The organism is Paenibacillus sp. FSL R5-0341 (assembly GCF_037975235.1).
Taxonomy (GTDB): Bacteria; Bacillota; Bacilli; order Paenibacillales; family Paenibacillaceae; genus Paenibacillus; species Paenibacillus amylolyticus_A.
In genome coordinates, this window is the sequence record NZ_CP150241.1 from 1,029,223 (window position 1) to 1,052,532 (window position 23,310).

Below are 23,310 nucleotides of genomic sequence, written 5' to 3' on the forward strand. Positions count from 1 at the left end.
TACGACAGGCAGGCAGTATTGAAATATGAGTAAGGGACAAGCACGTCACATTGTGGCGTGTTTTCCATTGCCAATAGTTGAAGGAGGTTGGAATATGACAGAACGAATTCAGTGTATACGAGAAGGGTGTACAAATACCATTCTGCCAGCAACAGCGGCGAAAACGGGTGGCTATTGCATGCCTTGCAAGCAGGAGATGGAACGAGAGGAGCGCCAGAGATACACTGAAGCGAATCGACGTGACGTGAACTTGTATGCGGGGATCATAGACCCGGTGGAAATTTTGAAAATCATGCACGAACCTCAGGTTCGCGATCCGCTAATTCGTTATGTGCCATATGAACAATCTAAGGAACAAGTATATCTGTCCTTGTCTGTAGAGCAACAAGATCAGATGAAGGACTATGCGATGCAACGGATTCGTACAGGTGATGAAGATACAGGCAAAGACATTCTGGTATATCTGGTCTGCTACCATGATATATCGTTGACTGCCGAAATTCCTGAGCTGCTGGAACAGGAGATCTATTATCCTTCCATTTTGTATAAAAGTGCCTCGGGTGAGGCACGTGATCATCTCTTGCAGCAGGTGAATACCGATGATGAGAAGCGTAACCATATTTTGCTCATGCTTGCTCATATCAGTGATGATGTTGTTGTGCAGCAGTTCCGGCAGTGGAGACAGTCTCCGCCATCATGGACGAGTGAGTTGTACGTTGCACCAGAGCACTACACCAATGAAGCTGGTTGGGAGCTCACGAAAGACGGGCAGCGCAGGGAATTATTCATCACCCCAAGTTATTCACTCTATAAAGTAAAAGAGAATGAAGGAGCTAGCGTGGAATCATTCGGAGATTCATTCTCGTTGCTGACCCCTAGTGCCAATTGCTGTCCATGGTGTGGTAGTGCGTTAACCACCTTAATTAGTCTGGATGTTAAGCATCCAGCATTGAATGACGTTTCTTGGCATGCTCAGCAACTTCAGATACAGACTTGCGTGATATGCAGCAGTTATGGTGTGGTTTACATGGAGATGGACGCAGCAGGGGAACCGTTATGGAGCTCGCATAATGTTATGCATGTGGGAATGAACGAGATTGACCTAGACGACTATGGTAAACTTGCACAGGATGCTGGGCGTCAGTTTCAGATTGCGACTTCATCACGTCATGCGTTCCATGCCAGTGAATGGGCGATGGAGCCATCGTTATCTCAGGTCGGCGGACATCCGGGATGGGTTCAGGATGCGGAGTATCCAACATGTCCGGGCTGTTCCACGAGAATGAAGGCCGTCGCACAACTGGATTGGGGCGAAATTGAGGAATATGGTGAGGGCATGTATTACATGTTCCTATGTGAGCCGTGTCAGATGACTGCCGTATCCTACCAGCAATCTTGATAGCAGATTGCAACAACAAAAAGGGGCATCCCGTAAGTTCTGAACATAATGGGGGGCCCCTTTGATGTAACGCCAGAGCTTCCTACAAGTCCGCAGATGCCTGCTTTAACAAACCAGCCAACCATTCATAGTCCGGCGTATCTTTTTCCTTGAGCTTGATCGTTTTACGCTCTTCCGGGCCTTCGAATATTCCATCGGGTAGATCAAGTCCGGTTGCATGGAAGATGGTGAAAGACACGGCCTGTTTGGATGGCGAGATGACCGCAGCGTACTTTCCGTTTTTCAAAAAATGAGGTTTCTTGTATTGCACGCGTTCCTGCACGTCAGGGATGGTATCATGCACCAACTGACGCAGTTGTCCAGCGACTTCTACTTGCCAGGGGATCTGAATCTGTTCAATAAACGCAGTGACTTCTACATTCTTGGTCATGCTTGTTCACCCTCCGTATGGATTGGATTGTGTGCTTCCCATTCTGGTCTTAGGATTCCCATCATCAAGCGGTCGTAACGCTTCCCATCACGATATACAGCGGAGCGTGCCCGACCTTCCAACTGAAAACCAACCTTCTCATAGGAACGGATTGCTTTGGCATTGTAGGCGATGACATCGAGGCCAACCCGGTCCAGATTCATTTCATGGAATGCATATCGTAAAATAAGATTCAACGCTTCCGTACCATATCCCTTGTTGCGATGTTCGGCAAGTCCGATGCCAATGGCAAGCTGTCCGCAGCGGTTATTCCATTCAATACTGTGAATGACGACAAAACCAATCAGCGTATCCTCTTCATGCGTGCGCAGTCTAAAGTAGACTTCCTTGTTCTTCGTTTCGCCCTCATCTTCCAACTGTTTCTCTGAATAGGGAATGGCCAGATCAGTATCCACATTCCGAAGGTACTCCGGATCTTCGTTCCATTGCAGCATGGTCTGCACGTCTTCAGGACGTGGTGGCGTCATCTTTAATCGTTTGCTATAAAACAGGTTATCCGTAGTGAGTGTCATAGGGGTCTCCTTTAAATTAAGTTAAGCTTGCTTCACCGTAGTTTCACATGTAACTCTATGTATATTTCGCAATAGACCTCGCCCCTTTGGCATCTGATAGCCTCATCATAATGGAAATTACAGGTGAATCACAATAGCGTATTTCAGTGGATTTATGTGGTCTATTGTCATGAAACCTAACATGGTAGTAATATGAAATAATCGATATACATTCAATGACAGAACCAATAAAAATGTCGGCAGGAGTGATACGTTTTGGAGATCAAAGTGGATGATTTGAGTGGAGCACAAGTTAAAGCATTAATCGCAGAGCACTTGCAAGGGATGGCAGCGGACTCCCCACCAGAGAGTATTCATGCGTTGAATCTGGATGGACTCAAGAAGCCCGAAATTACTTTCTGGTGCGCATGGGAAGGGGACGACTTGCTCGGTTGCGGGGCTATCAAAGAACTTAATTCGGAACATGCAGAATTGAAGTCGATGCGTACCGCTTCGGCTCATCTGAGAAAAGGCGTAGCGAGAAAAATTTTGGCCCATATTATGGACGTTGCTGTAGAACGTGGTTATAAGCGAATCAGTCTGGAGACGGGCTCAATGGACTCATTTATTCCGGCACGGAAGTTGTATGAAGATTTCGGATTCGAATATTGCGAACCCTTCGCGGATTATATATTGGACCCGAACAGCGCATTTATGACGAAAAGAATCTAAATTGATCCATATGAGAAACCAGTATTCTGTTTTTTTACAGGACGCTGGTTTTTTAATTTTGCAACATATCATACATATTGAAATTTGGAAAAAGAGTACAATACACTCAATGACGCAACATAGACCATGCTATGAAAAGGGTGGAGGTAGTGGTGCTTGGATGATTATACGCAGATTGCTTCGTGCCATTGTGGGGTATAAAACATAGGTTGTGTCCCTATTCGTTTGGGATGAATTGGCCATAAGGAACTTCTGGGCTGATTGATGGACAATAGGGTATACTGGACATTATGTCTATGAAACAAGACAGCATTACAGACGTTTTTTACATCAGGAGGACTTGAATTGGCTCAGACAGAAGGAACACTACAGAAGAAGCTTAAACCAAGACACATCAGTTTTATGGCTATGGGTGGTGTCATTGGAACCGGAATTTTCAAAGGCAGTGCAGAGACGATTGGACTCGCTGGTCCGGGCGTGATCGTCACGTACATTTTTGCCGGATTATTGCTGCTGGTCGTTATGGCCGCGATGGCGGAGATGGCTACGGTGTACAAGAACAAAAATATGAAAGACTTCGTGCAGGAAGCATTCGGTAGCAGAGTGTCCTTTGTTATGGGATGGATGTACTGCTTTCTATGGTTATCGGTGTGTGTCATTGAAGTGATTGCCGCCGGGAGCTTTTTGCAGTATTGGTTCAGTGAAGTACCGCTGTGGATGCTGAGTCTGGCTTGTGCGGCGTTCATTATACTGGTTAATCTGCTCAGTGTGGGTGTGTTCGGGGAATTTGAGTTTTGGCTAGCCGGGATCAAAATTGCCATGATCATTATTTTTATCTTCTTGGGTGCAGGATTGATCTTTGGCATTATTCCAAGTGATAACACCCCTTATCTGCAAAATTACACGCAAGCAGGTGGGTTCTTCCCGAACGGATGGTCATCGATCTTCTCGGCACTGCTTGTGGTCATGTTCTCCTATGGGGGATCGGAGCTGATTGGTCTGACCCTGACCGAGACGGAAAATGCAGAAAAGGTTATGCCCAAAATCGTAGGCAATTTCATGCTCAGAATTATTCTGTTCTTCACCTTGCCGATTCTCATCATCTGTGGACTCATCCCTTGGAATGAGATCGGGCCGGAGAGCAGTCCGTTTGTGCAGGTGCTCGCCTCTACGGGACTGCCGGGAGCGGCACACATTATGAACTTTATTTTGGTGACGGCGGTTCTGTCTGCTGCGAATTCAGGGATCTACGGTGCATCCCGGATGATGCACTCCATGGCAGTAGGCGGGGAAGCTCCAAAGGCATTGTCACAGACGAATCGCAACGGCAGCCCTGTTAACACACTTCTGGTGTGCTCGGTCGTACTGCTTGGAGGTTCTTTGCTTGGCCTGTTCGCGCAGGATCAACTGTTCCGGGTATTGCTCGCAGTTCCGGGATTTGTCGTAATCCTTGTGTGGATCTGTATTGCCTCATCGCAGTTGAAACTGCGGAAAAGATATCCGGTTCAACCGACCTTCAAAGTCTGGGGATTCCCCTACATAACCGGAGTCGTTGTACTATGTCTGAGTGTGATTGCGGTGATGTTTGTGTTTGATGAAGGTAATCGGTTCAGTATTAGCATCTGTCTTGCCGTGCTTGCGTTGCTCATTATCTGGTCCCTGATTCGATTCAGGAAGACAAATGGACGAACAGTTTAATATTTGTGACATTAACATGTAAAACACCACAACATCTCGGCGCTCGCGTCGGGGTGTTTTTTTCTATCATTTTTTGCTGCAAGGAACGTAAACAAATCCTAAGAAATGAAGCCTAAATGCAGCTCCAATGATCAAAGCTACCACAGCCATGATAGCGTTTTTATGTAAACCCAATATTTTCTTGCCTAAATCGACATATTCGTTTACTATTTTCCCATACTTAGTGCTTCAAGCATGCGTTTTTTGGGTAGCGCCTAGTCAAAAAGGCTTGGGTTCACGGGAGAGGAAGAGGAGCGGATGATCGGTTTTTTTAGAAAACGTTTGGTTGTACGCATTGTTGCAGTAGTTACATTGGTCATTACGATAATAGCCGTTGGAAGCATGCTGTTACAGGTGGCTAATATGAAGCTAGCTGCGCAGGAGGCCATTTCGAGTTACAATATCCAGATTGCTCAGAGTTATGTGAATCAGCTGGATACAGCATCTTATGCCGAGTTTGCCAAGGACCCCAAGGAGAATGACGAATTCTTGAAGATTCGTGATGAACTGGATGACTTTCGTGTAAGTATTGGTGCAATGTATGTGTATTTCGTCAAAATAGATGACAAAGGTACGCCACTTATTATGGTTGATGGCATGAAGGATGCAGATAAAGCCTCACCGATTAATGAAGTAACGGATGTGCCGCAAGATGCTGTTCAGAAGCTGTTGCAGGGGCAGACAGCCAGTTCTTCGATTATTAACAATGAAGAGTACGGTGACTATATTTCCTCTTACGCTCCCATGCTGGATAGTAATGGGGCTGTAACAGGTGTGATTGGTATTGATACGGCGGTATCGGTGATCGGAAGCATTGAGTCAGATATTATGAAATCAAGTATTCCCTTCTATGCTTTATTGTTACTAATTACACTTATAGGCATTGCTGTTGTCATGTGGTTTATCGTAAGGGGACTGCGACCACTTCAACCGCTGAAGGCGAGTGTGGAAAAAATGGCACAGGGTGAGCTTGCAGAAGCGAATCAAATTTTGACGTCGTATCGTTTGCGGAGCGAAGATGAGATTGGAACGACATACCAAGCGATGATACATATGTCCGGAAATTTGAATAAAATTGTAAGTAACATGGTTGAAGGGGTAGCCGTAACCACAGATATTTTATCGGAATCAACCAAGGAATTTAATCGCAGTACCGAAGAGATGCTTGAGATGAGCAAGACGGTTGATCAGTCTGTCGAACAGATTAGACAGGGTGCACATACTCAGAAGCAGGGTGCGAGCGATAGCGCGCATGCGATGGAAGAAATCGCAAAAGGCATAACGGATATATCCGAATCCTCGATGGTTGTATCAGATGCGGCAACAAGCGCGCTTGCTACGGCGGAGTCGGGTAAACAGAGCATGTCACTGATGAAAACACAGATGGAGAGCATCTCGAATGTCTCAGGTGAAGTTGTAGCGATGGTTCAGGTGCTGAACAACTACTCCGAGGAAATTGGTGGTGCGCTGCATACGGTTCGTGATTTTGCGAGTCAGACGAAGCTGCTTGCGCTTAATGCATCCATTGAGGCAGCACATGCAGGAGAACACGGCAAAGGTTTTGCGGTTGTGGCGGACGAAGTTCGGAAGCTTGCGGAGGCTTCAAGCACATCCATGGAACTGATCTCGAACCTGCTGCTTCGCATTCAACAAGAATCACAGCAGATCGGCTCACGGATGGGCGTTACCGCAACGGAGATTGGGCAAGGTGTTACGATTACCGCAGAAGCGGAGCTAGCATTCGCCCATGTGGTTGATGCGTTCCAACTGGTGACCCGTCGCATTCAGGAAGTCTCTGCGGCGGCAGAGGAAATTTCGGCAGGATCGGAAGAGGCTGCAGCCTCGGTCAATACGATCTCCCAGATTTCAGCCGGGGTGTCAGATCATTCGGATGAAATCTATCGCTTGATGCGTGAACAGTCGGCCATGTTCAACAGGGTGGCGCAGACCTCCACCATGCTGGAGCAGCAGACCAGCGAGATGAGCGAAGCCGTGCGAAAAGTGAAAGTATAACTTGAGTAAAGTGTAGCAATAGTAACACAAGAGGTAGTTAGAAAAGAGTCTGATTTGTTGTACAACCATTGTAACAAAACAAAGCAAAAAAAGTGTTCCACTCCTGGAGGAGTTGGTGTCCATCCCAAACTTCCTTCAAAGCGTGGAGCACTTTTTTTGCGTCAGCATTTTGCATAATTCGAATCATAACGCTCACGGTTGATTGAAAGACGCTCAGGTGATTTGTGAAAAATGCTCACATTTATACCATTAAATGATCCAGCTCAATTGCCTGTCTGAAGCGTCGGGCGAATCGTTCTGCGGCTACGGCGCACTCCTTGGATTCCGTCTGCACGAAGCCAATCTGCATTTTCGGTTGATCAATCCCAGCGATCTCAACCATCTTCACCAGACCTTCTTTCCATAATTGATTTTGGTGAAAGGAAAAGTCATGACCAATTGTGGCGGCGATATCGTTTCTTAATACCATATTGATCGCTTCTGAATTATTTGTTTTGAAGAGAATGGACAGAGGTCCGTGATCATAGGTGAATTCCTGGATGAAGTCTTCGATGAAACCGTCTCGATAGAGTGCCAGCTTGTGTTCTTTTAATTGATTCGGTGTAACACGGCTGTGCTTGGCAAGTTCAGACAGGTGATGCGTACCGACGACCAGCTTGCCCGAGTACATGGGACTGAAGTGAAGTCCATCAAATTCCCGCAATTGTTTGGCATAGATCGCGATAAAGCCCAGGTGGGTTTTGTTGTTGCGGATATCCTCGATAATTTCCATGGAGCCTTTCTCTTCAATGGAGATGTTAAGATGGGGGTGCTCATGCTTCATATCCGCAGCAGACTGGACAAGATAAGGCATGACACTTGGAAAAGTAGCCACATGAAGCTCTCCCGTAAGAGAGGAGGCTTCTGCGTTCAGGGATTTCAATTCATCAATCCGCTGTAAAATGTCCAGTGCCTTGGCAATGAATTGTTTGCCTTCGGGCGTGGGATGAGTTCCCTGCCGCGAGCGTTCGAACAGGATCAATCCAAGTTCTTTCTCCAGACGGTGAACCGATTGGCTGATCGCCGATTGTGTGACATGCAGGTGCTCCGAGGCGGCGGAGAATGATTGCGTCTTCGCAATTTCAACGACATATTCGAGCTGTTCCAGATTCATGATTTCATCTCCGTTTAGCATTAATATAACTAATGTTAACATTAGTATCTATAAATGTGAATAATACATGAACAGAGATATAATATATAGACAAGCCTTATAGTTCTTTAAGATATAAGTAGAACTTTAACTTTTACACCAGAAACGCAGAGTGCAGAACCAATCTGAAGAAGCAGAGCGTGCGCCTTTATCACCGGATTTTTCCCTTGTATCAAGGGAATGAAGAAAATCTGGGGATAAGAGTGATCGAAAGATGGTACTGTAATCAGGGTGATCAGGTGTAACATATCTAGTTCAACTTATATAGACAATCATATAAAGGGGATGAGCTTCATGAAAGCAGCAGTATGGTACGGCCATAAAGACGTTCGTGTAGAAGAGCGGGAGATTCCGGTTGCTCAAGCAGGTCAGGTCAAAATCAAAGTGGAATATGCGGGGATCTGCGGCAGTGACTTGCATGCCTATCATCATGGTGTAGGGATTCAAGAAGGCGAGAATCATCCGCTCTCAGGACAGAAAGCACCGTTGACATTGGGTCATGAATTTGCAGGAACCGTCAGTGAATTGGGGAGTAATGTAAGCGGTATCAGTGTAGGTGACCGTGTTGTGGTAGAGCCGTTGTACCATTGTGGAAAATGTGAGTACTGTATCCAGGGTCGTTACAACCAATGTACTCAATTTGGATTCGTTGGACTGAATGGTGATGGTGGCTTTGCAGAGTATGTTGTTGTTGAAGCATACATGGTTCATCCCATACCGGATAACGTATCTTTCGAAGAAGGTGCGCTCGTAGAGCCTACAGCAGTAGCCTTCCACGCGGTTCGTCACAGCAAGCTGAAAGTGGGGAACAAGGTAGCTGTATACGGAGCTGGTCCAATTGGATTATTGACCATCCTGTCTGCCAAAGCAGCAGGAGCCTCCGAAATCTATGCTGTCGATGTATTTGAGGAACGTCTGGACCTGGCAGCCAAGCTGGGAGCCATTCCAGTGAACAGTGCCAAAGTCAATGCAACCGAAGTGATTTTGCAGCAAACGGGTGGCATCGATGTGGCCTATGAAGCAGCAGGTGTGCAGCCAACGATGGACAGCGCTATTGCGGTTGTCAAAAAAGGTGGGGAAGTCGTTGTCATCGCAGCAATTCCGAATCCGCTTCAAGTGAACTTCTTCGATCTTTTGGTCAAAGAAGCGAATCTGACAGCAACGCTGGCATATCGTCACATTTTCCCTGAAGTCATCTCATTGATTGCGGAAGGATCGCTCGATGTGAAGCAGGTCATCACCAAGAAAATCAAACTGGACGATATCGTGCAGGAAGGACTTGAGCTGTTGATGAGCGACAAGAGCCATGCGAAGATTTTGGTGGAGATTGGCGGGTAAAAAAATCAATAGCAATGTATCATTTCAAATGCTGATTGATCATTTATAAACGTAAAAAAGACCGTTCGTCATCATGAACGGTCTTTTACGTTTCATTCTCCGCTCGCAACTCGCGGATTGCTGTTACCCTCCACTAGGAATCATAACGGTAGCAGATCGCCTTGCCCCCGCTACTCACGGAGCTAAATTCCTCATCCTCTGTAAATCCAAAACGCTCATACAAACGGATGGCGTTGACCATCTGACCACCCGTATACAAATACACCGTATTTTTGCCCATCTCTTTGGCAGAATCTACGCATTGCTGGAGCAATTCTCTGGCGATTCCGTGGCCTCTCCATTTTGGATCGACACCCAACAAACGAATAAACGGATAATCGATCGGCAATTCAAAGTTTGGATATGCCTTGTGCGCTGTTTCGAATAATTGAACTGTACCGACAATCTGATCATCAATCTTGGCGATCCATAATTGTGTCAGGTACGGATTAACCACAGACTCTCTAATGTCTTTTAGGTAGGCCTCCCAACGTTCATTTTGCTCAAATGTCTCCTGATACTCGGCGTAACTTGCAACAAGAATATCTACAATCTCTGGATGGTCTGTTTCTGTGGCAGGATGAATCGTAACGGCAGCCGTTGTCATCTTTTATTTCCTCTTCTCTTATGGGTTAAGTATGAAATAGAGTTTTCTTGCATTTTACCATAACGAATTCAATTCGATTTATTCAAATTTTCTATAGTTAACTCAGTCATTTCTATAGATCAAAGCACATTAGCGATTGAGCTGTGTGGAATACAGATGATTGCGATATTCGGTTGGCGTATTGCCTTCGTATTGCTTGAACATGCGCAGGAACAGCTTGTAGTCGGTGAAGCCGCACTGTCCGGCAATTTCTTTTACACTGGCATTGGTGTTGAGCAGCAATTGTTTCGCCCGGCGAATACGTTCTGTGAGGATATAGGTTTTGAGTCCGGTACCTTTCTCACGTTTCACCATTTTGGAGATATAGTCTTTGTTAAAATTAAAATTCTCTGCAATCTGACTCACCGTGATGTTTGTATGCAGATGAATATCGACCCACTTGCAGATATGGTCCACAATCGCATTGTGCGGGCGATAATCCGCCTCTATATTCCGCTCCAGTTCTCTGAACAACAGTAACAAAGCAGCGTCGGCTTCTTCTGGTGAGAAGGATGACACATGCAGCAATTGCTTGAATAACTGATTGGCCATGGAAGGCACCTGAATGGTGGCATGTGTCCTAAAGCGACTGAATTCTGCCTGCACGGCATCATAGTGAACCCAGTAGAAGCTGACGGGGGAGTCGCTGATCTGGTAGCCATAGTGGGTCTGACCAGCGCGCAGAAACAACAGATCGTTGGCACGAACTACATATTGTTCCTCTTCTTCCGCGATGTACATCTCACCTTCCAGCATCAAAATGATCTCATGAACAGGCATGCTGCGTCTCATGTGGCTCCAGTTGCCTTCGGATATGAACTTGCCGCACAGGTAATGTTCCAGTGGCTTTTGCATAGGACGGATTTATCCACCTTTTCTTGGATTATGAGTCTGATGTAATTGTATTTTATTTGATACTATGGGGATATTCAAGCTCTAAAGTGGATTGATAAGTATTAGTCTTGTAGCTAATAAAACGGATTTTACCCCTCAAGAATGAATCGATATCTATATAAGTTGAACTAATCATTTACATGATGACGGAGAGGACAGAAAAAACCTGAAAAAGCGAAGCGTTCGCCTTTATCCCTGGATTTTCCCTTGAGAAAGGAGATCAAAAAAATCTGGGGATAACAGTGATTGGAAGGTTGTTCTGTCATCGTAGTGTCAGTGTAAATAATCTTTAGTTCAACTTATATAGTACATCCCGAGAAGGAGTGAGTATAATGATTGATACGAAAAAAGGATTTCTGGGACCGGAGCATGTAGATTTGCTAAATGGTGTGTTCCAAACATCACAAGAGGTGGGGGAGCGTTATCTGTTGTCGCTGGATATCGATCGATTTCTGGCTCCGTGCTTCGAAGCTCATGGTTTACCTGTCAAAAAGGAACGTTATACCGGGTGGGAGGCACGCACTATTAGCGGGCATTCCCTCGGACATTACTTGTCTGCTCTGGCTGTGACGTATCAAGCAACCGGGAATATTACGTTAAAAGAAACGTTGGATTATGCTGTCACCGAACTGGCGAGAATCCAACAGACGACGGGGAGCGGGTATATCGGCGGTTTGTCTGAAGAAGCGTTCCACATCGCATTCCGCGCCGAACATATTGGTGGATTCAACATCGGTGAATACTGGGTTCCCTGGTACAGTGTGCACAAAATCTATCGCGGTTTGATTGACGCCTATAAGCTGACTGGCAACGGACAGGCACTTGAGGTGGTTACTCGATTTGCAGACTGGGCGGTAGAAGGCTTGCTCCCGATGACAGAAGAACAGATGCAGACGATGCTTCAAAGTGAACACGGGGGCATGAATGAAGTATTTGCACATTTGTATGGAATTACGGGCAAAGCCCTATATCTTGAAATCGCTAATAAGTTTACCCATCAATTGATTCTTAGACCGTTGGAACACAAACAGGATGATCTTCAAGGCAGACACGCGAATACCCAGATTCCCAAAGTGATCGGTGCAGCCGAGATCTACAACCAGGATCACTCCCGCGAGAGTTACCGGACAGCAGCAGAATTTTTCTGGGATACGACCATTCATCATCGTTCCTATGTATTTGGTGCGACGAGCATATCGGAGCATTACGAAGCGAAGGGCATGGAGAGTCTCGGGATCAAGACAGGAGAGAGCTGCTGTACCCACAACATGATGCATCTGACGAAACAACTCTTTGCCTGGAATCCCGATAGCGCCTACATGGACTATTATGAAAACGCCATCTATAATCACATCCTCGGCACGCAGGACCCGGATACGGGGAACAAGACGTATTTTGCGTCAACGCTGCAAGGCCACTACAAAATCTATGGTACTCACGACACCGCCTGGTGGTGCTGCACAGGATCAGGCATGGAGAACCCGGGCAAATATGCCGAGGCGATCTATTTTGAGGATGAACAGGACCTGTACGTCAACCTGTATATCGCTTCCCAATTGGATTGGGCGTCACAGGGGTTATCCCTGAAGCTTGAAACCGACTTTCCTTATTCGGAAAAGGTGACCCTGACGATCACCGGAGGCAACGCCTCGGCTCATCTAAGATTACGTGTACCCTCATGGCTGCAACAGCCAATGACGGCAACAGTTAACGGGGATACGGAACATCCGTATACACGGATGGAACCCGGCTATCTTTCCATCGACCGCACATGGACCGCGGGCGATGTCATCACAATCACACTGCCGATGACACTCCGCCAGTACACATCGCGTGATGATGCCCACAAAGTAGCCTTCCTGTACGGCCCGATTGTACTCGCCGGTGCACTGGGAAGCGAGGGTCTACCCGAGGATACGATTGTGGACGAAACAGCGCTGAATCCCAAGACGGCACCTGTACCTGTAATTTGGACGGAGCAAGAGGATGTACGAAATTGGATCAAAGCCGTGGATGCAGACACGTTAACCTTTGAACTTAGCAAGGATGTCACTTCCACCGGAGAAGCCGTGAAGCTTGTTCCGTTCTATGATGTGCATCATGAATTTTATACCGTTTACTGGCCGTTTAACGACGAAGGTGATGCGTTGGAGAAAGAGTTGAACGATATCACGATCGACAGGGTTCAAGCGGATGGTCAGCAGGATGAGATCGGACATCAACTGGATAGCAATTGCCGTGGGGAGTATCATAATGGTTCTACCACGGATGGCCGTAACAAGCTGCATATGTGGCGAGAGGCTTTTGGCGTCCGTGGAGCTTACTTCAGTTATCAGCTGGCAGTGGATCGAGCCGCAGCCAATTACCTATGCGTGGCCTATTGGGGCGGAGATCATTCGCCGTTTGAACGGGAAGGTACGTTATACGACAGACAATTCAGCATTACCGTGGATGGAGCCGTCATCGGAGAGCAGCGAATTCATATGAACAAAATCGGCGAAGTGTTCTATGTAACCTATGATATTCCTGAGATCGTTACATCAGGCAATGACAGCGTTACGGTAATGTTCCAGGCGAAGGGCGACAATGGATGTGTCGGGAAAGTTGTAGAGGTACGCACCACGAGAAGCAAACCGGAATCCATCTTTTCGTGATAACAGGCATGGTGTGAAAAGGCGGTGGCCTGTCCACTGGAGGAGAGGGTTCGATAAGAAATCGACTTTCTAATTTCTAACGAACCGCACACGTCTTATATGGGCAATATTGATGAGGTGGAAAATGTAACGAATCTCAGCGACGCTATTTCATTCAAAATGGGCGCTAAACAACGTTTCTACACCAAATTCGCGAACATAACGTGTCTCAGGTTCGTTACATTTTCAGAAGAGCTGAAATATACCAAATAGCGCCACCTCAGTTCGTTAGCTATAGAAAACGGTATCAAGATTTTTTATAAGAACATTAAAAATGATGAACCAACGTAAAAAGGGCGAAACCGGATGATCTCCGTTTCGTCCTTTTTGCATGGCTCTTTTTCAGACAAGTCTTATATAAAAAATGACACGCATAGCTATTTTCCACGTATTACCTGATAACATTTCTTTTTCCACCATCTACTGTTCTAGAAGACAAACTTCTACGGATTGACCACAAAATTTCCTGCCAAGTTCCACGTTGTCCCTGAAAATATGAAATGGGATAAGCCCAAACCATGTATATTATGAGTATCCAAATATCCAATGTTATCCACCTGAGAGCGTTAACATCATGTACAATAAGAATAAGTTGATTAGGAAAATTACGACATGAAGCACCAATATATAACATGAAAGGAGGTCGGATGTTTGAACATGATTAAGTACATAAAATTGCTAGGGGTGATCTCCGGTATTGTGGCTGTGAATGTTCTGGCATTCTCACCCGGCTTTATCGGGCTCAATTTCGGGGAGGGTGCATTTACAACTGCGCTATCCGTTACCCTTCTGTTCGGCAGTGCAATGGCACTCTTATATGGCAGTTACACTTTGCTGTTCAGACAGCCGGTAGTTCTGCCCGTGAAGCATATTGAAACACATGAAGATTATGTGGAAGCCTTATCTTTTTATAGACGCATCAAAGTGCTCGAAGAAGATATTACGCTGGGGCTGTCCCAACTTAGCCGGATGAAAAAGAAGAAAGAAACACTCCTGAATGTGCTTCATCAACGATTTGATCCCGGGGAACTGAGCTACAAGAAATTCGCTTCGGTCACATTGGAAGTGGAGAAGCTGTTATACCTGAACATCCGCAGTGTGTTGAACCGGTTGAATGTATTCGATGAAGCCGACTATGCCAACATGATGAAATCCAAATCCGAAAGCATTCCCCAGAAGCTTTTTCAGGAAAAAACCAAGGTATACAACGATTATCTGTCTTATGTGAAAAATGCACTCCACACCAATGAGGAAATTCTGCTCAAGCTCGATCAGTTGTTACTGGAGATTTCACGTCTCGACAGCTTTGAAGCCGGAGATATTGAACAGATGCCTTGTATGCAGGAGATTGATCAGTTGATCAAGCACACCAAATTATACAGACAGTGAGGGGTTGCTCGTATGGCCAAGAAGGGTAAGTTTTTTTTCATATCGATTGTAATGCTGGTACTTGTATTCGGTCTGGTCTATGCAGGGATTACACTAACATCGAACTTTGGCAAGACGACCACACAGGTGAGCACAGAGAATGCAGGTAAGGAACTGGGCAAACTGTACGCGGACATTGCGCCAGCGACGGCGGAACCGGTTAAAGGACAGATTGATCTCGATCCCGTTGACGTGGCAGAATCTCTGCCCGATATCTCGAAATTTCCGATCGCTGTAGAGAATACAACGAATGATTACGTCGAAATCTTCTCTTCCACAGAGAAGTCGGGCAGTGGGGTAGACGGCTGGTTAACCGAGGTGGGCGAGGAGTTCAACAAAGCAAACATTACCGTTGGAGGCAAACAGGTATCGGTCAAAATCCGTAACATCGCCTCCGGAACGGCTACCGATTATATCAAGTCTGGTAAGTATATGCCGGATGCATTTACACCTTCCAACGAACTATGGGGCGAGATGGTTGAGGCCAGTGGGGTGAAGACCGAGATGGTGTCCGAGCGGCTGGTCGGGAACGTTCCGGGTATCGTTATTTCCAAAGCCAAATATGACGCACTCGTTAATACGTACGGCTCCGTTAATGTAAAAACCGTAACTGAAGCGATTGCGAACAATGAACTCGCGATGGGATACACCGATCCGTTTGCCAGCTCCACAGGACTGAATTTTCTGGTGACGGCACTAAACACGTATGATAGCGCCAACCCGCTTGGGGAGAAGGCTATTGAGGGATTTGAGAAATTCCAGACGAATGTACCGTTTACGGCGTCGACAACGATTCAGATGCGGGAAGCTGCCAAGTCAGGCAGACTGGATGCCTTTGTACTCGAATACCAGACGTATGTGAATACCGCCGATTTGAAGAGTGGTTACGTCTTTACACCATTTGGCGTGAGACATGACAGCCCGCTGTATGCACTCGGTCAACTGCCACAGAACAAACAGGAGATCATCGAGAAGTTCGCAGAATTCGTAACCCAGGCGAAGTACCAACAATCGGCGGAAGAATTCGGTTTCAATGGATTGCAGGATTACAAATCCGAACTGGCTACCGTGGATGGCGGCACGTTACTGTCTGCACAGAAAGTATGGAAAGAGAAGAAGAACGGCAGTAAACCCATTGCCGCCGTGTTCGTGACGGACGTATCCGGAAGTATGGACGGCGAACCACTTAACCGACTGAAGGAGTCCCTGCGCAAAGGTCAGAAGTACCTGGGCACCGAGAACAGTATTGGACTGGTCTCTTACTCCAGCGGGGTAACCGTGAATCTGCCGATTGCCAAGTATGATACGAACCAGCAGTCCATGTTTGTCGGAACAGTCGATAGTCTGCAAGCTGGCGGCGGTACAGCAACCTTTGACGGGATCGTGGTGGCGATGAAGATGCTTGAAGATTATATGGCTGCTGATCCAAACGTGAAGCCGCTGATCTTTGTCCTGAGTGATGGCGAGACCAACGAAGGTCATACCCTGAAGGATATTCGTGATCTGGTCGAAACGTACAAAGTGCCAATCTATACGATTGGGTACAACGCGGACATCAAAGCTTTGGAGAGCATCTCCAGCATTAACGAGGCTGCAAGCATCAATGCCGATACCGACGATGTCGTGTACAAAATCGGTAACCTGTTTAACGTACAGATGTAATCTAAAGGGGGAACTGTAGATGTCATTTTCAATGGAAATACCGAGCCAGAAGGAAATTCAGAAGGTGATCGAAGAAGAGGTAAAACCTGTGCCCGCCGAGGTCGCGGAGCTTCAACAAGTGGCGAATGCCAACGTAGAGATGATCATGACACTGGATCTCGAATCCTTGGAGAAGCGCAAAGAGATTTTGCAATCCATTGACGGCTTTGGCATGAACACGATGAGATCCTCTTCTGAGAAAAACGCCTTGCTTCAAGTCTCCGTTGAACATCTGTCCAAGACGGGAGACGAGGGCGGTCAGGTCGCCAAAGGCTTGACTGAACTGCATATGCAATTGAAAGATCTCGACCCGAGCGTGGTCGACTTTGCCAAGACCGGTTTCCTCGGGAAATTGTTCAATCCGCTTCGTGCCTATTTCCTGAAATACCAGAAGGCTGACGCAGTCATCGCTGACATCGTAACCTCTTTGGATAAAGGCAGATCCACCCTGCGTAACGATAATACAACGCTGGAGATTGAACAGCAGAACTTGCGGGAACTCACCAAACGATTACAAAAGGAAATCCAGCTTGGTGTGCTCATGGATGAGTCCATCGACGCGCAGATTGAAGCCGCCAAGGTCCGCAATGAGGACCCCGAGAAAGTCCGCTTTATTACGGAAGAAGTGCTGTTCCCGCTCCGTCAGCGGGTCATGGATCTGCAACAAATGCTGGTTGTGAATCAGCAAGGCATCATGGCAATTGAAGTAGTCATCCGCAATAATAAGGAATTGATTCGAGGCGTAGATCGTGCGAAGAATGTAACGATCTCGGCATTGAAAATTGCTGTTACTGTAGCAAGTGCTTTGTATAATCAGAAGATTGTATTACAGAAGATTGAGTTACTGAACCAGACAACCAACGATCTGATTGCCGGAACATCCAAAATGCTTAAGGATCAGGGGATCGCCATTCAAAAGCAGGCGTATGAAGCCAGCATCTCCGTGGATACGATGAAACAGGCGTTCACCGATGTGTTGTCTGCGCTCGATTCAATCAGTCTTTATAAGCAGGAAGCCTTACCAAGAATGAGGGAGACTATCTTGCAGTTCCGTGAACTTGCAGATACCGGAGAGCAGCAGATTCAGCGGTTGGAAAAAGGGCAGAAGCTGGGGTTGTAATCAGAAGAGAGAGAGAAATAAATTTTCACGTGTTAAATTGTTATCTTTTTAGAATTAGAAAAGCGACCATTCCTCATTGAGCATGGGAATGGTCGCTTTTTGGGTTTTTTATGAAGATAGATACTAAAAATCGTAACCCAAACTGTTTGCATAAGCGCGTAGCTGCTGCTCGGATTGCTCCATGAGATCGATAGCGGTTTTTATTTTGGTATTAGCCTGTTTCAGTATCGTTTGATTCACTTTGGTCTTGGATACTGCCTGCTTGTACAACAAGAGCCCTTCGAGCTGATTGTAGTTTCCTTTGACAAATGTGGCATGAATTTTCTTGAGTTTCGGATTGGCAGGCTTAATCTGCTTCAGTTTGGATACCAATTTCGTATAATTGGGGATTACCGTATTTGTAAGTTTAAGATATATGGACTTACGATTCGGTGAATTTGCTTGGGAGCCGATGCTTTCCATAGCGGTAGAAGCTTTGGCTAAATAAGTTTTCAGAGCTAGTATCTGATTAACATAATCGACAAGCTCCTGCTGGTCTGCGGTAAGTTCTGCCTCATCTAATTCTAACTCGTCCATAAGTTCTTCGTACAAATAATCATCTTCACTATAACTCTGATCTGAATATGTAGAGGTTGCTACTTTGGCTGCATTGGCAGAAGTGGCTGGAGAGAGAAGCACCCCGCCAAGCAAAACAAAACTGGTAATCAATGATATAATCCACGACTTCTTCAAATGTAATGTCATCCTCCTTTGGTTTGTATTCCATGGATAACCTAACATATAAATACCAGAAATTACAGGAATGTATTTACATTATTTTGATGGTAAAGATTCCTTAAAATCACTCTCAATCACCCTACTATAGGGAAGTAAGGCGATTCAAAATTTCAGTCTCTCAACACGACATTATCAGGCTTGTAATGAATGATCTTAAATAATTCCCCGGCCATGTAGGCGGGGCTGTGCCTGAATTCCCGACGAATCCACTCCATAATCATGCCGAATATTGCATGAGATTGGTAGCTTGCCAATATTTCATGGTTGATGTGCGGAGGGAAGATATGGTTCAGATCCTGTAAGGCGAGATCCCGAAGGACATCACAGATCATGCGTTGGAAGTTGGATGAAGCCTCGGATTTCACAACCAGCGTATAAAATTGTGCATGCTGATGCACATGCTCAAATATGGTGATTGCCGAAGAGGGCATCAGATTGACCTCGAACTCTTCCTTATCTTGATAAGGTTTGCGAAAAGAAGTCACCAAATCTTGAATCACATCATTGATGATTTCATTGAATAGGTCTTCTTTGTACTGATAATGTCTGTAGAACGTACCTCGGTTTAGGTCAGCTCGCTGAACAATATCCGTAATGGAAATTTCTTTAAAGGGATGTTTTTGCATCAAATGGATGAGAGCATCTTTCAGTGCAGCTTTTGATTTCTTGATTCTTCGGTCCATCGAATTCAGAGTTTCAGACATCTATTTTCCTCCTCGCGAGTTCACTTTATTAGTTAAAGAACAAAAAGGCTTATTAGTGTTGTTTAACGTACAACTGGACAAGCTTTTACTGATTGAAGTGAAACGCTATGACTTATTATACTAAGGATAGGAGTTAATGAACATTTGTTTGTTAACTTATTGTAAACGAATACACAAAGGAGGATACATGGAATGAAACTTCAAGATAAAGTTGCAGTTGTTACAGGTGCTGGTTCAGGTATGGGGAAAGCAATTGCGACGTTGTACGCCCAAGAAGGCGCGAAAGTCGTCGTTTCAGATATTAACGAAGAATCTGCACAAGCGGTAGTGAATGATATTAAGGCACAGGGCGGAGAAGCCATTGTCGTTCTGGCCAATGTAGCCAAAGAAGAAGATGTGCAAAACCTGATCGATACGACGGTCAGCACATACGGTACAGTAGATATTCTGATTAACAATGCGGGCATTATGGATGGCATGGAGCCTGCAGCGGATATAACGGATGAGAAGTGGGAGAGATTGTTCGCTGTGAACACAACCAGTGTGATGCGGACAACGCGTAAGGTATTACCAATCTTTCTGGAAAAACAAAAAGGCGTCATTGTAAACATTGCTTCAGCGGGTGGATTGCATGGCGGACGTGCAGGCGCAGCCTATACAGCTTCCAAACATGCGGTCGTAGGCTTTACCAAAAATACAGGGTACATGTATGCTGAGCAAGGCATTCGCTGTAATGCTATCGCTCCAGGAGCTGTGGCAACCAACATCAGCACATCCATGGCAGGCATTAGCCATTTCGGTGCAGGGCGGCAACAGCTTGGGATGGCAATCAACCCACGCATCGGGACGAGTGAAGAGATCGCCAAAGTGGCTTTGTTCCTTGGATCTGACGAGTCCAGCTTCGTGAACGGAACTGTCGTTACAGCAGATGCTGGCTGGAGCTCTTACTAATCCACTCATGTGCAGTCGAGCATGGAGTACGGAAATATTGTGTGAATTAAAGAAGCCGCATAAGTATATGCGGCTTCTTTTTTTTGCACCTATGCACCTACGTACGGTGGATATAACAGCATCATATTCCGTGTAGGACAAACGTTTGCATCACTACACGGATTCTTAAATTGGATTAACTTGCGGGTGGCTTTGGCTTGGAGAAGAGTGAGGACTCACGCACGATCAGACGATGGGGGATAATGACCGGATTCTGAGGCTGTGCTTCCCCGCTTAGAGTTTTTAACAATACCTGAACGGCTGTATAGCCAAGCTGATAGGTTCCGATATCTATAGAGCTTAGTGGTGGAGAAGCCAGTTCCGATAATGCAATATTGTTAAAACTGACCACGCTAATATCTTCAGGCACCAGATAATGAAGCTCGGCAAGAGCTCTCAATACCCCAAAGGCCACATTGTCATCAATGACAACAATTGCAGTGGGTCTGTCCGGCAAGGACATGAACAGCGACATCGCTCTGAATCCACTTTCCTGTAGAAATTCACCTTCCACAATCCAGTCACTATTCGCATCCAGCCCAGCTTGGGCAAGCGCTTTTTGGTATCCTAGCATGCGATCATGCGATAATGTAATGTCCGGCGGTCCGCTGACAAATCCGATTCGAGTATGTCCTTGGGCGATCAAATGATGCGTTGCATCATAAGCGGTCTGCACATTATCGTTATCCACCATGGGAGCATTTGGATGAGCTTCGCTGCGACCGATTAACACAAAAGGAAACTTTTCCGCTTCCAAAAATGAAATGATGGGATCGTCTCGTTTGGACCCAAGCAGCAGAATGCCATCCACTCTACGGCCATGAACAAGGCGTGATATCGCATGCAATTCATTGTCTGATGATGTTTCGGTTGTTAGCAGCAATTCATAATTCATACGGGTGGCATGTGTAATAATACCTCGCAGCAGTTCCCCGAAAAAGTAATTTTGAAACAACTCTTCTGCAGGACGCGGAAGCATAATGCCAAGGGTATGTGTTGTTTTGGAAACCAGGCTCTTCGCGATGATGTTGGGATGGTAATTCAATTCTTTCATGATTTGCTTCACTTTGAGAGATGTCTTGGTGCTGATTCTGGGATGGTTGGAAATCACCCGTGACACTGTCGAAGGGGAAACACCCGCCAATTTGGCAATATCCTTGATCGTAATCATGTAAAAAATCCCTTCTGAACAATCGTATAAATATTCTCCTATGGTAATCCAAAGGATACGAGAAATCAATTGCTAACTGCCGGATATGTGATTCGTATGAAGTAAAATAAAGGAAGAAAGAGTCAGAACAAGGAAACAGGAATTTACTGTAGGTAGAATTGTTAAAATGGGTAAAATTGAGCAAATATGGCTTGTGCAAACGTTTGTGCAAAGAAAGTTCAGTATTGTATGATGTGATTGTTATTGTAGCGCTTACATCAACGGATTTACATACTTATTGACTTGTTTCCCCCTACATAGTGAACGGAGAGGTCATCTTGTCTTCCATTTGAGCAAACGTTTGTACAAAAGTGAACATGGGATGCAAAACCTGACAACTTACGCAGACAAAAGGGTGAAAAGCGCGAACTTCGTTGGACCAAGCAGAGGGAAGGGGACATTTTACATGAGAAAATGGCAAGGGGCAACATTGTCCGTCATGATGGCTTTTACGCTGGCTGCGTGCTCTACGGGAGGCGGAAGTACATCTCCAACTACGGCTGGTGAGAATCCAGAGGAGGTTGTAGAGCTGACAGCTGAGAACCTGCAGCCGGAAGAAGGTGCAACCCTGGTCATCTGGGAGGATAAAAATCAAAGCAGCTTTATTGAGCAAAGAGCCAAAAAATTCGAAGAGAAGTATGGGGTAACGGTCAAAATGGAGGAATTGCCTCCAACCGATCAGGTAACCAAGCTGACAACGGATGGCCCAGCGGGTCTGGCGGCAGATGTCGTTGTTTTCCCACATGATAAGATTGGTAGCGCTTCAGAGGCGGGACTTATTCTGCCCAATGACATATTCGAAGCAGAGACCTCAGAGAACACCAGCGACAACGCACTGAAGGCGGTGACGTTCAAGGATATCCTGTACGGCTATCCGTACAGCGTGGAGACCTATGCTCTTTTTTACAACAAAGCATTGTATCCAGAAGCTCCGAAAAACTTTGATGAGATTATCAGTTTCGCCAAGACGTTTAATAACGTGAAATCCAATCAGTATGCGCTGATGTGGGAATTGCAGCAATTTTACTATAACTATGCGTTCCTGGCTTCACAGGGCGGTTATATTTTTGGAGACAACGGGATGGATAGCGCCGATCTCGGTCTGAATAACGAAGGAGCCCAGAAGGGTGGACAGTTCTTACAGACACTGAAGTCGGAAGTGCTGCCGCTCAAGATGGGTGACGTGAACTATGATATCAAAAAAGGATTATTCTCCAGTGGAAAACTCGCTATGGACATTAATGGTCCGTGGACCATTGCCGATTATCGCAATGCAGGTATTGATTTTGGCGTTGCTCCGCTTCCGGCAATCGATGGCAAACCGATGACCTCCTTCTCAGGTGTTAAAGCCTATTATGTAAATGCATTTACACAATACCCGAATGCGTCGAAGCTCTTGGCAGCGTTCCTTTCCAATGAAGAAGCTCAGATGGAGAACTTTGACCTGAACGGTACACTTCCTGCGAACAAAAACGTAGCTGCTGATCCGAAGTTGCAAGAGGACTCAATCAATAAGGCATTCCTGGAACAGTTCAATAACTCAACACCAATGCCTTCGCTTCCTGCCATGGACAGCGTATGGGGACCGATTACATCTGCCATTACGGATATCTGGGATACCGATAAGGACGTGAAGGCGTCACTGGACAATGCTGTAAAACAGATCCAGGAAAGCCTTGCTACCGTCCAATAGGAACGAACGACGAATGCGAAGAT

Annotated in this window: 19 protein-coding genes; 11 read left to right on the top strand and 8 right to left on the bottom strand. The window is 45.9% G+C overall.

Features of this window, described 5'->3' with window-relative positions; genetic code table 11:
• The first annotated feature begins 94 nt into the window (after positions 1 to 94).
• Entirely contained in the window at positions 95 to 1,399 is a 1,305-nt protein-coding gene (locus tag MKX75_RS04580) for a DUF1963 domain-containing protein (RefSeq protein ID WP_339168590.1), read from the top strand.
• Positions 1,400 to 1,481: 82 nt separating this feature from the next.
• Here the strand turns inward: MKX75_RS04580 and MKX75_RS04585 are convergent, their stop codons facing one another.
• The gene (locus tag MKX75_RS04585; protein ID WP_076333040.1) at positions 1,482 to 1,829 is read right to left on the bottom strand and encodes a DUF1801 domain-containing protein; all 348 of its coding nucleotides are present in this window, start codon (positions 1,827 to 1,829) and stop codon (positions 1,482 to 1,484) included.
• Positions 1,826 to 2,401 carry a GNAT family protein gene (locus MKX75_RS04590; RefSeq protein ID WP_175623779.1) on the bottom strand — a complete coding sequence of 192 codons (576 nt, stop codon included), beginning with the start codon at positions 2,399 to 2,401 and terminating at the stop codon, positions 1,826 to 1,828. The genes MKX75_RS04585 and MKX75_RS04590 overlap by 4 nt, the downstream gene beginning before the upstream one ends.
• A gap of 255 nt (positions 2,402 to 2,656) precedes the next feature.
• On the opposite strand from MKX75_RS04590, the gene MKX75_RS04595 reads away from it, so the two are divergent.
• The 3 genes from MKX75_RS04595 to MKX75_RS04605 all read left to right on the top strand — a co-directional run bounded on the left by MKX75_RS04595 (position 2,657) and on the right by MKX75_RS04605 (position 6,862).
• Entirely contained in the window at positions 2,657 to 3,112 is a 456-nt protein-coding gene (locus tag MKX75_RS04595) for a GNAT family N-acetyltransferase (RefSeq protein ID WP_076333039.1), read from the top strand.
• A gap of 345 nt (positions 3,113 to 3,457) precedes the next feature.
• Positions 3,458 to 4,810 (top strand): amino acid permease, encoded by a 1,353-nt coding sequence (locus MKX75_RS04600; protein ID WP_153028307.1) that lies wholly within the window; start codon positions 3,458 to 3,460, stop codon positions 4,808 to 4,810.
• 297 nt (positions 4,811 to 5,107) lie between these two features.
• Positions 5,108 to 6,862, top strand: a complete 1,755-nt coding sequence (locus MKX75_RS04605) for a HAMP domain-containing methyl-accepting chemotaxis protein (protein WP_339168592.1) — start codon at positions 5,108 to 5,110, stop codon at positions 6,860 to 6,862.
• Positions 6,863 to 7,103: 241 nt separating this feature from the next.
• Here the strand turns inward: MKX75_RS04605 and MKX75_RS04610 are convergent, their stop codons facing one another.
• The gene (locus MKX75_RS04610; protein WP_062837487.1) at positions 7,104 to 8,015 is read right to left on the bottom strand and encodes a LysR family transcriptional regulator; all 912 of its coding nucleotides are present in this window, start codon (positions 8,013 to 8,015) and stop codon (positions 7,104 to 7,106) included.
• Positions 8,016 to 8,348: 333 nt separating this feature from the next.
• On the opposite strand from MKX75_RS04610, the gene MKX75_RS04615 reads away from it, so the two are divergent.
• Positions 8,349 to 9,392, top strand: coding sequence for a 2,3-butanediol dehydrogenase (locus MKX75_RS04615; protein WP_339168594.1), 1,044 nt, complete (start codon positions 8,349 to 8,351; stop codon positions 9,390 to 9,392).
• 133 nt (positions 9,393 to 9,525) lie between these two features.
• Here the strand turns inward: MKX75_RS04615 and MKX75_RS04620 are convergent, their stop codons facing one another.
• On the bottom strand, positions 9,526 to 10,038 hold the full coding sequence (locus MKX75_RS04620) for a GNAT family N-acetyltransferase (RefSeq protein WP_339168595.1): 513 nt from the start codon (positions 10,036 to 10,038) through the stop codon (positions 9,526 to 9,528).
• Positions 10,039 to 10,167: 129 nt separating this feature from the next.
• Complete coding sequence (locus tag MKX75_RS04625; RefSeq protein WP_339168597.1) at positions 10,168 to 10,932, bottom strand: AraC family transcriptional regulator; 765 nt, start codon at positions 10,930 to 10,932, stop codon at positions 10,168 to 10,170.
• 371 nt (positions 10,933 to 11,303) lie between these two features.
• Between MKX75_RS04625 and MKX75_RS04630 the strand changes: the two genes are divergently transcribed.
• The 4 genes from MKX75_RS04630 (at position 11,304) to MKX75_RS04645 (ending at position 17,913) form a co-directional block, all read left to right on the top strand.
• Entirely contained in the window at positions 11,304 to 13,625 is a 2,322-nt protein-coding gene (locus MKX75_RS04630; RefSeq protein WP_339168598.1) for a beta-L-arabinofuranosidase domain-containing protein, read from the top strand.
• A gap of 696 nt (positions 13,626 to 14,321) precedes the next feature.
• Positions 14,322 to 15,053, top strand: a complete 732-nt coding sequence (locus MKX75_RS04635; protein WP_339168600.1) for a hypothetical protein — start codon at positions 14,322 to 14,324, stop codon at positions 15,051 to 15,053.
• A gap of 12 nt (positions 15,054 to 15,065) precedes the next feature.
• On the top strand, positions 15,066 to 16,754 hold the full coding sequence (locus tag MKX75_RS04640) for a VWA domain-containing protein (protein ID WP_339168601.1): 1,689 nt from the start codon (positions 15,066 to 15,068) through the stop codon (positions 16,752 to 16,754).
• Between the two features lie 19 nt (positions 16,755 to 16,773).
• A complete protein-coding gene (locus MKX75_RS04645; protein ID WP_339168602.1) occupies positions 16,774 to 17,913 on the top strand; it encodes a toxic anion resistance protein in 1,140 nt (379 codons plus the stop codon).
• A 123-nt stretch (positions 17,914 to 18,036) separates the two neighbouring features.
• Here MKX75_RS04645 and MKX75_RS04650 read toward each other — a convergent pair whose 3' ends face one another.
• Positions 18,037 to 18,621 (bottom strand): hypothetical protein, encoded by a 585-nt coding sequence (locus MKX75_RS04650; RefSeq protein WP_339168604.1) that lies wholly within the window; start codon positions 18,619 to 18,621, stop codon positions 18,037 to 18,039.
• A gap of 179 nt (positions 18,622 to 18,800) precedes the next feature.
• Positions 18,801 to 19,394 (bottom strand): TetR/AcrR family transcriptional regulator, encoded by a 594-nt coding sequence (locus MKX75_RS04655; RefSeq protein WP_339168605.1) that lies wholly within the window; start codon positions 19,392 to 19,394, stop codon positions 18,801 to 18,803.
• Between the two features lie 192 nt (positions 19,395 to 19,586).
• Between MKX75_RS04655 and MKX75_RS04660 the strand changes: the two genes are divergently transcribed.
• On the top strand, positions 19,587 to 20,345 hold the full coding sequence (locus MKX75_RS04660; protein ID WP_062837478.1) for an SDR family oxidoreductase: 759 nt from the start codon (positions 19,587 to 19,589) through the stop codon (positions 20,343 to 20,345).
• 175 nt (positions 20,346 to 20,520) lie between these two features.
• Here the strand turns inward: MKX75_RS04660 and MKX75_RS04665 are convergent, their stop codons facing one another.
• A complete protein-coding gene (locus MKX75_RS04665; protein WP_062837477.1) occupies positions 20,521 to 21,555 on the bottom strand; it encodes a LacI family DNA-binding transcriptional regulator in 1,035 nt (344 codons plus the stop codon).
• 445 nt (positions 21,556 to 22,000) lie between these two features.
• Between MKX75_RS04665 and MKX75_RS04670 the strand changes: the two genes are divergently transcribed.
• Positions 22,001 to 23,287, top strand: coding sequence for a maltose ABC transporter substrate-binding protein (locus tag MKX75_RS04670; RefSeq protein ID WP_062837476.1), 1,287 nt, complete (start codon positions 22,001 to 22,003; stop codon positions 23,285 to 23,287).
• The last annotated feature ends 23 nt before the right edge of the window (positions 23,288 to 23,310 follow it).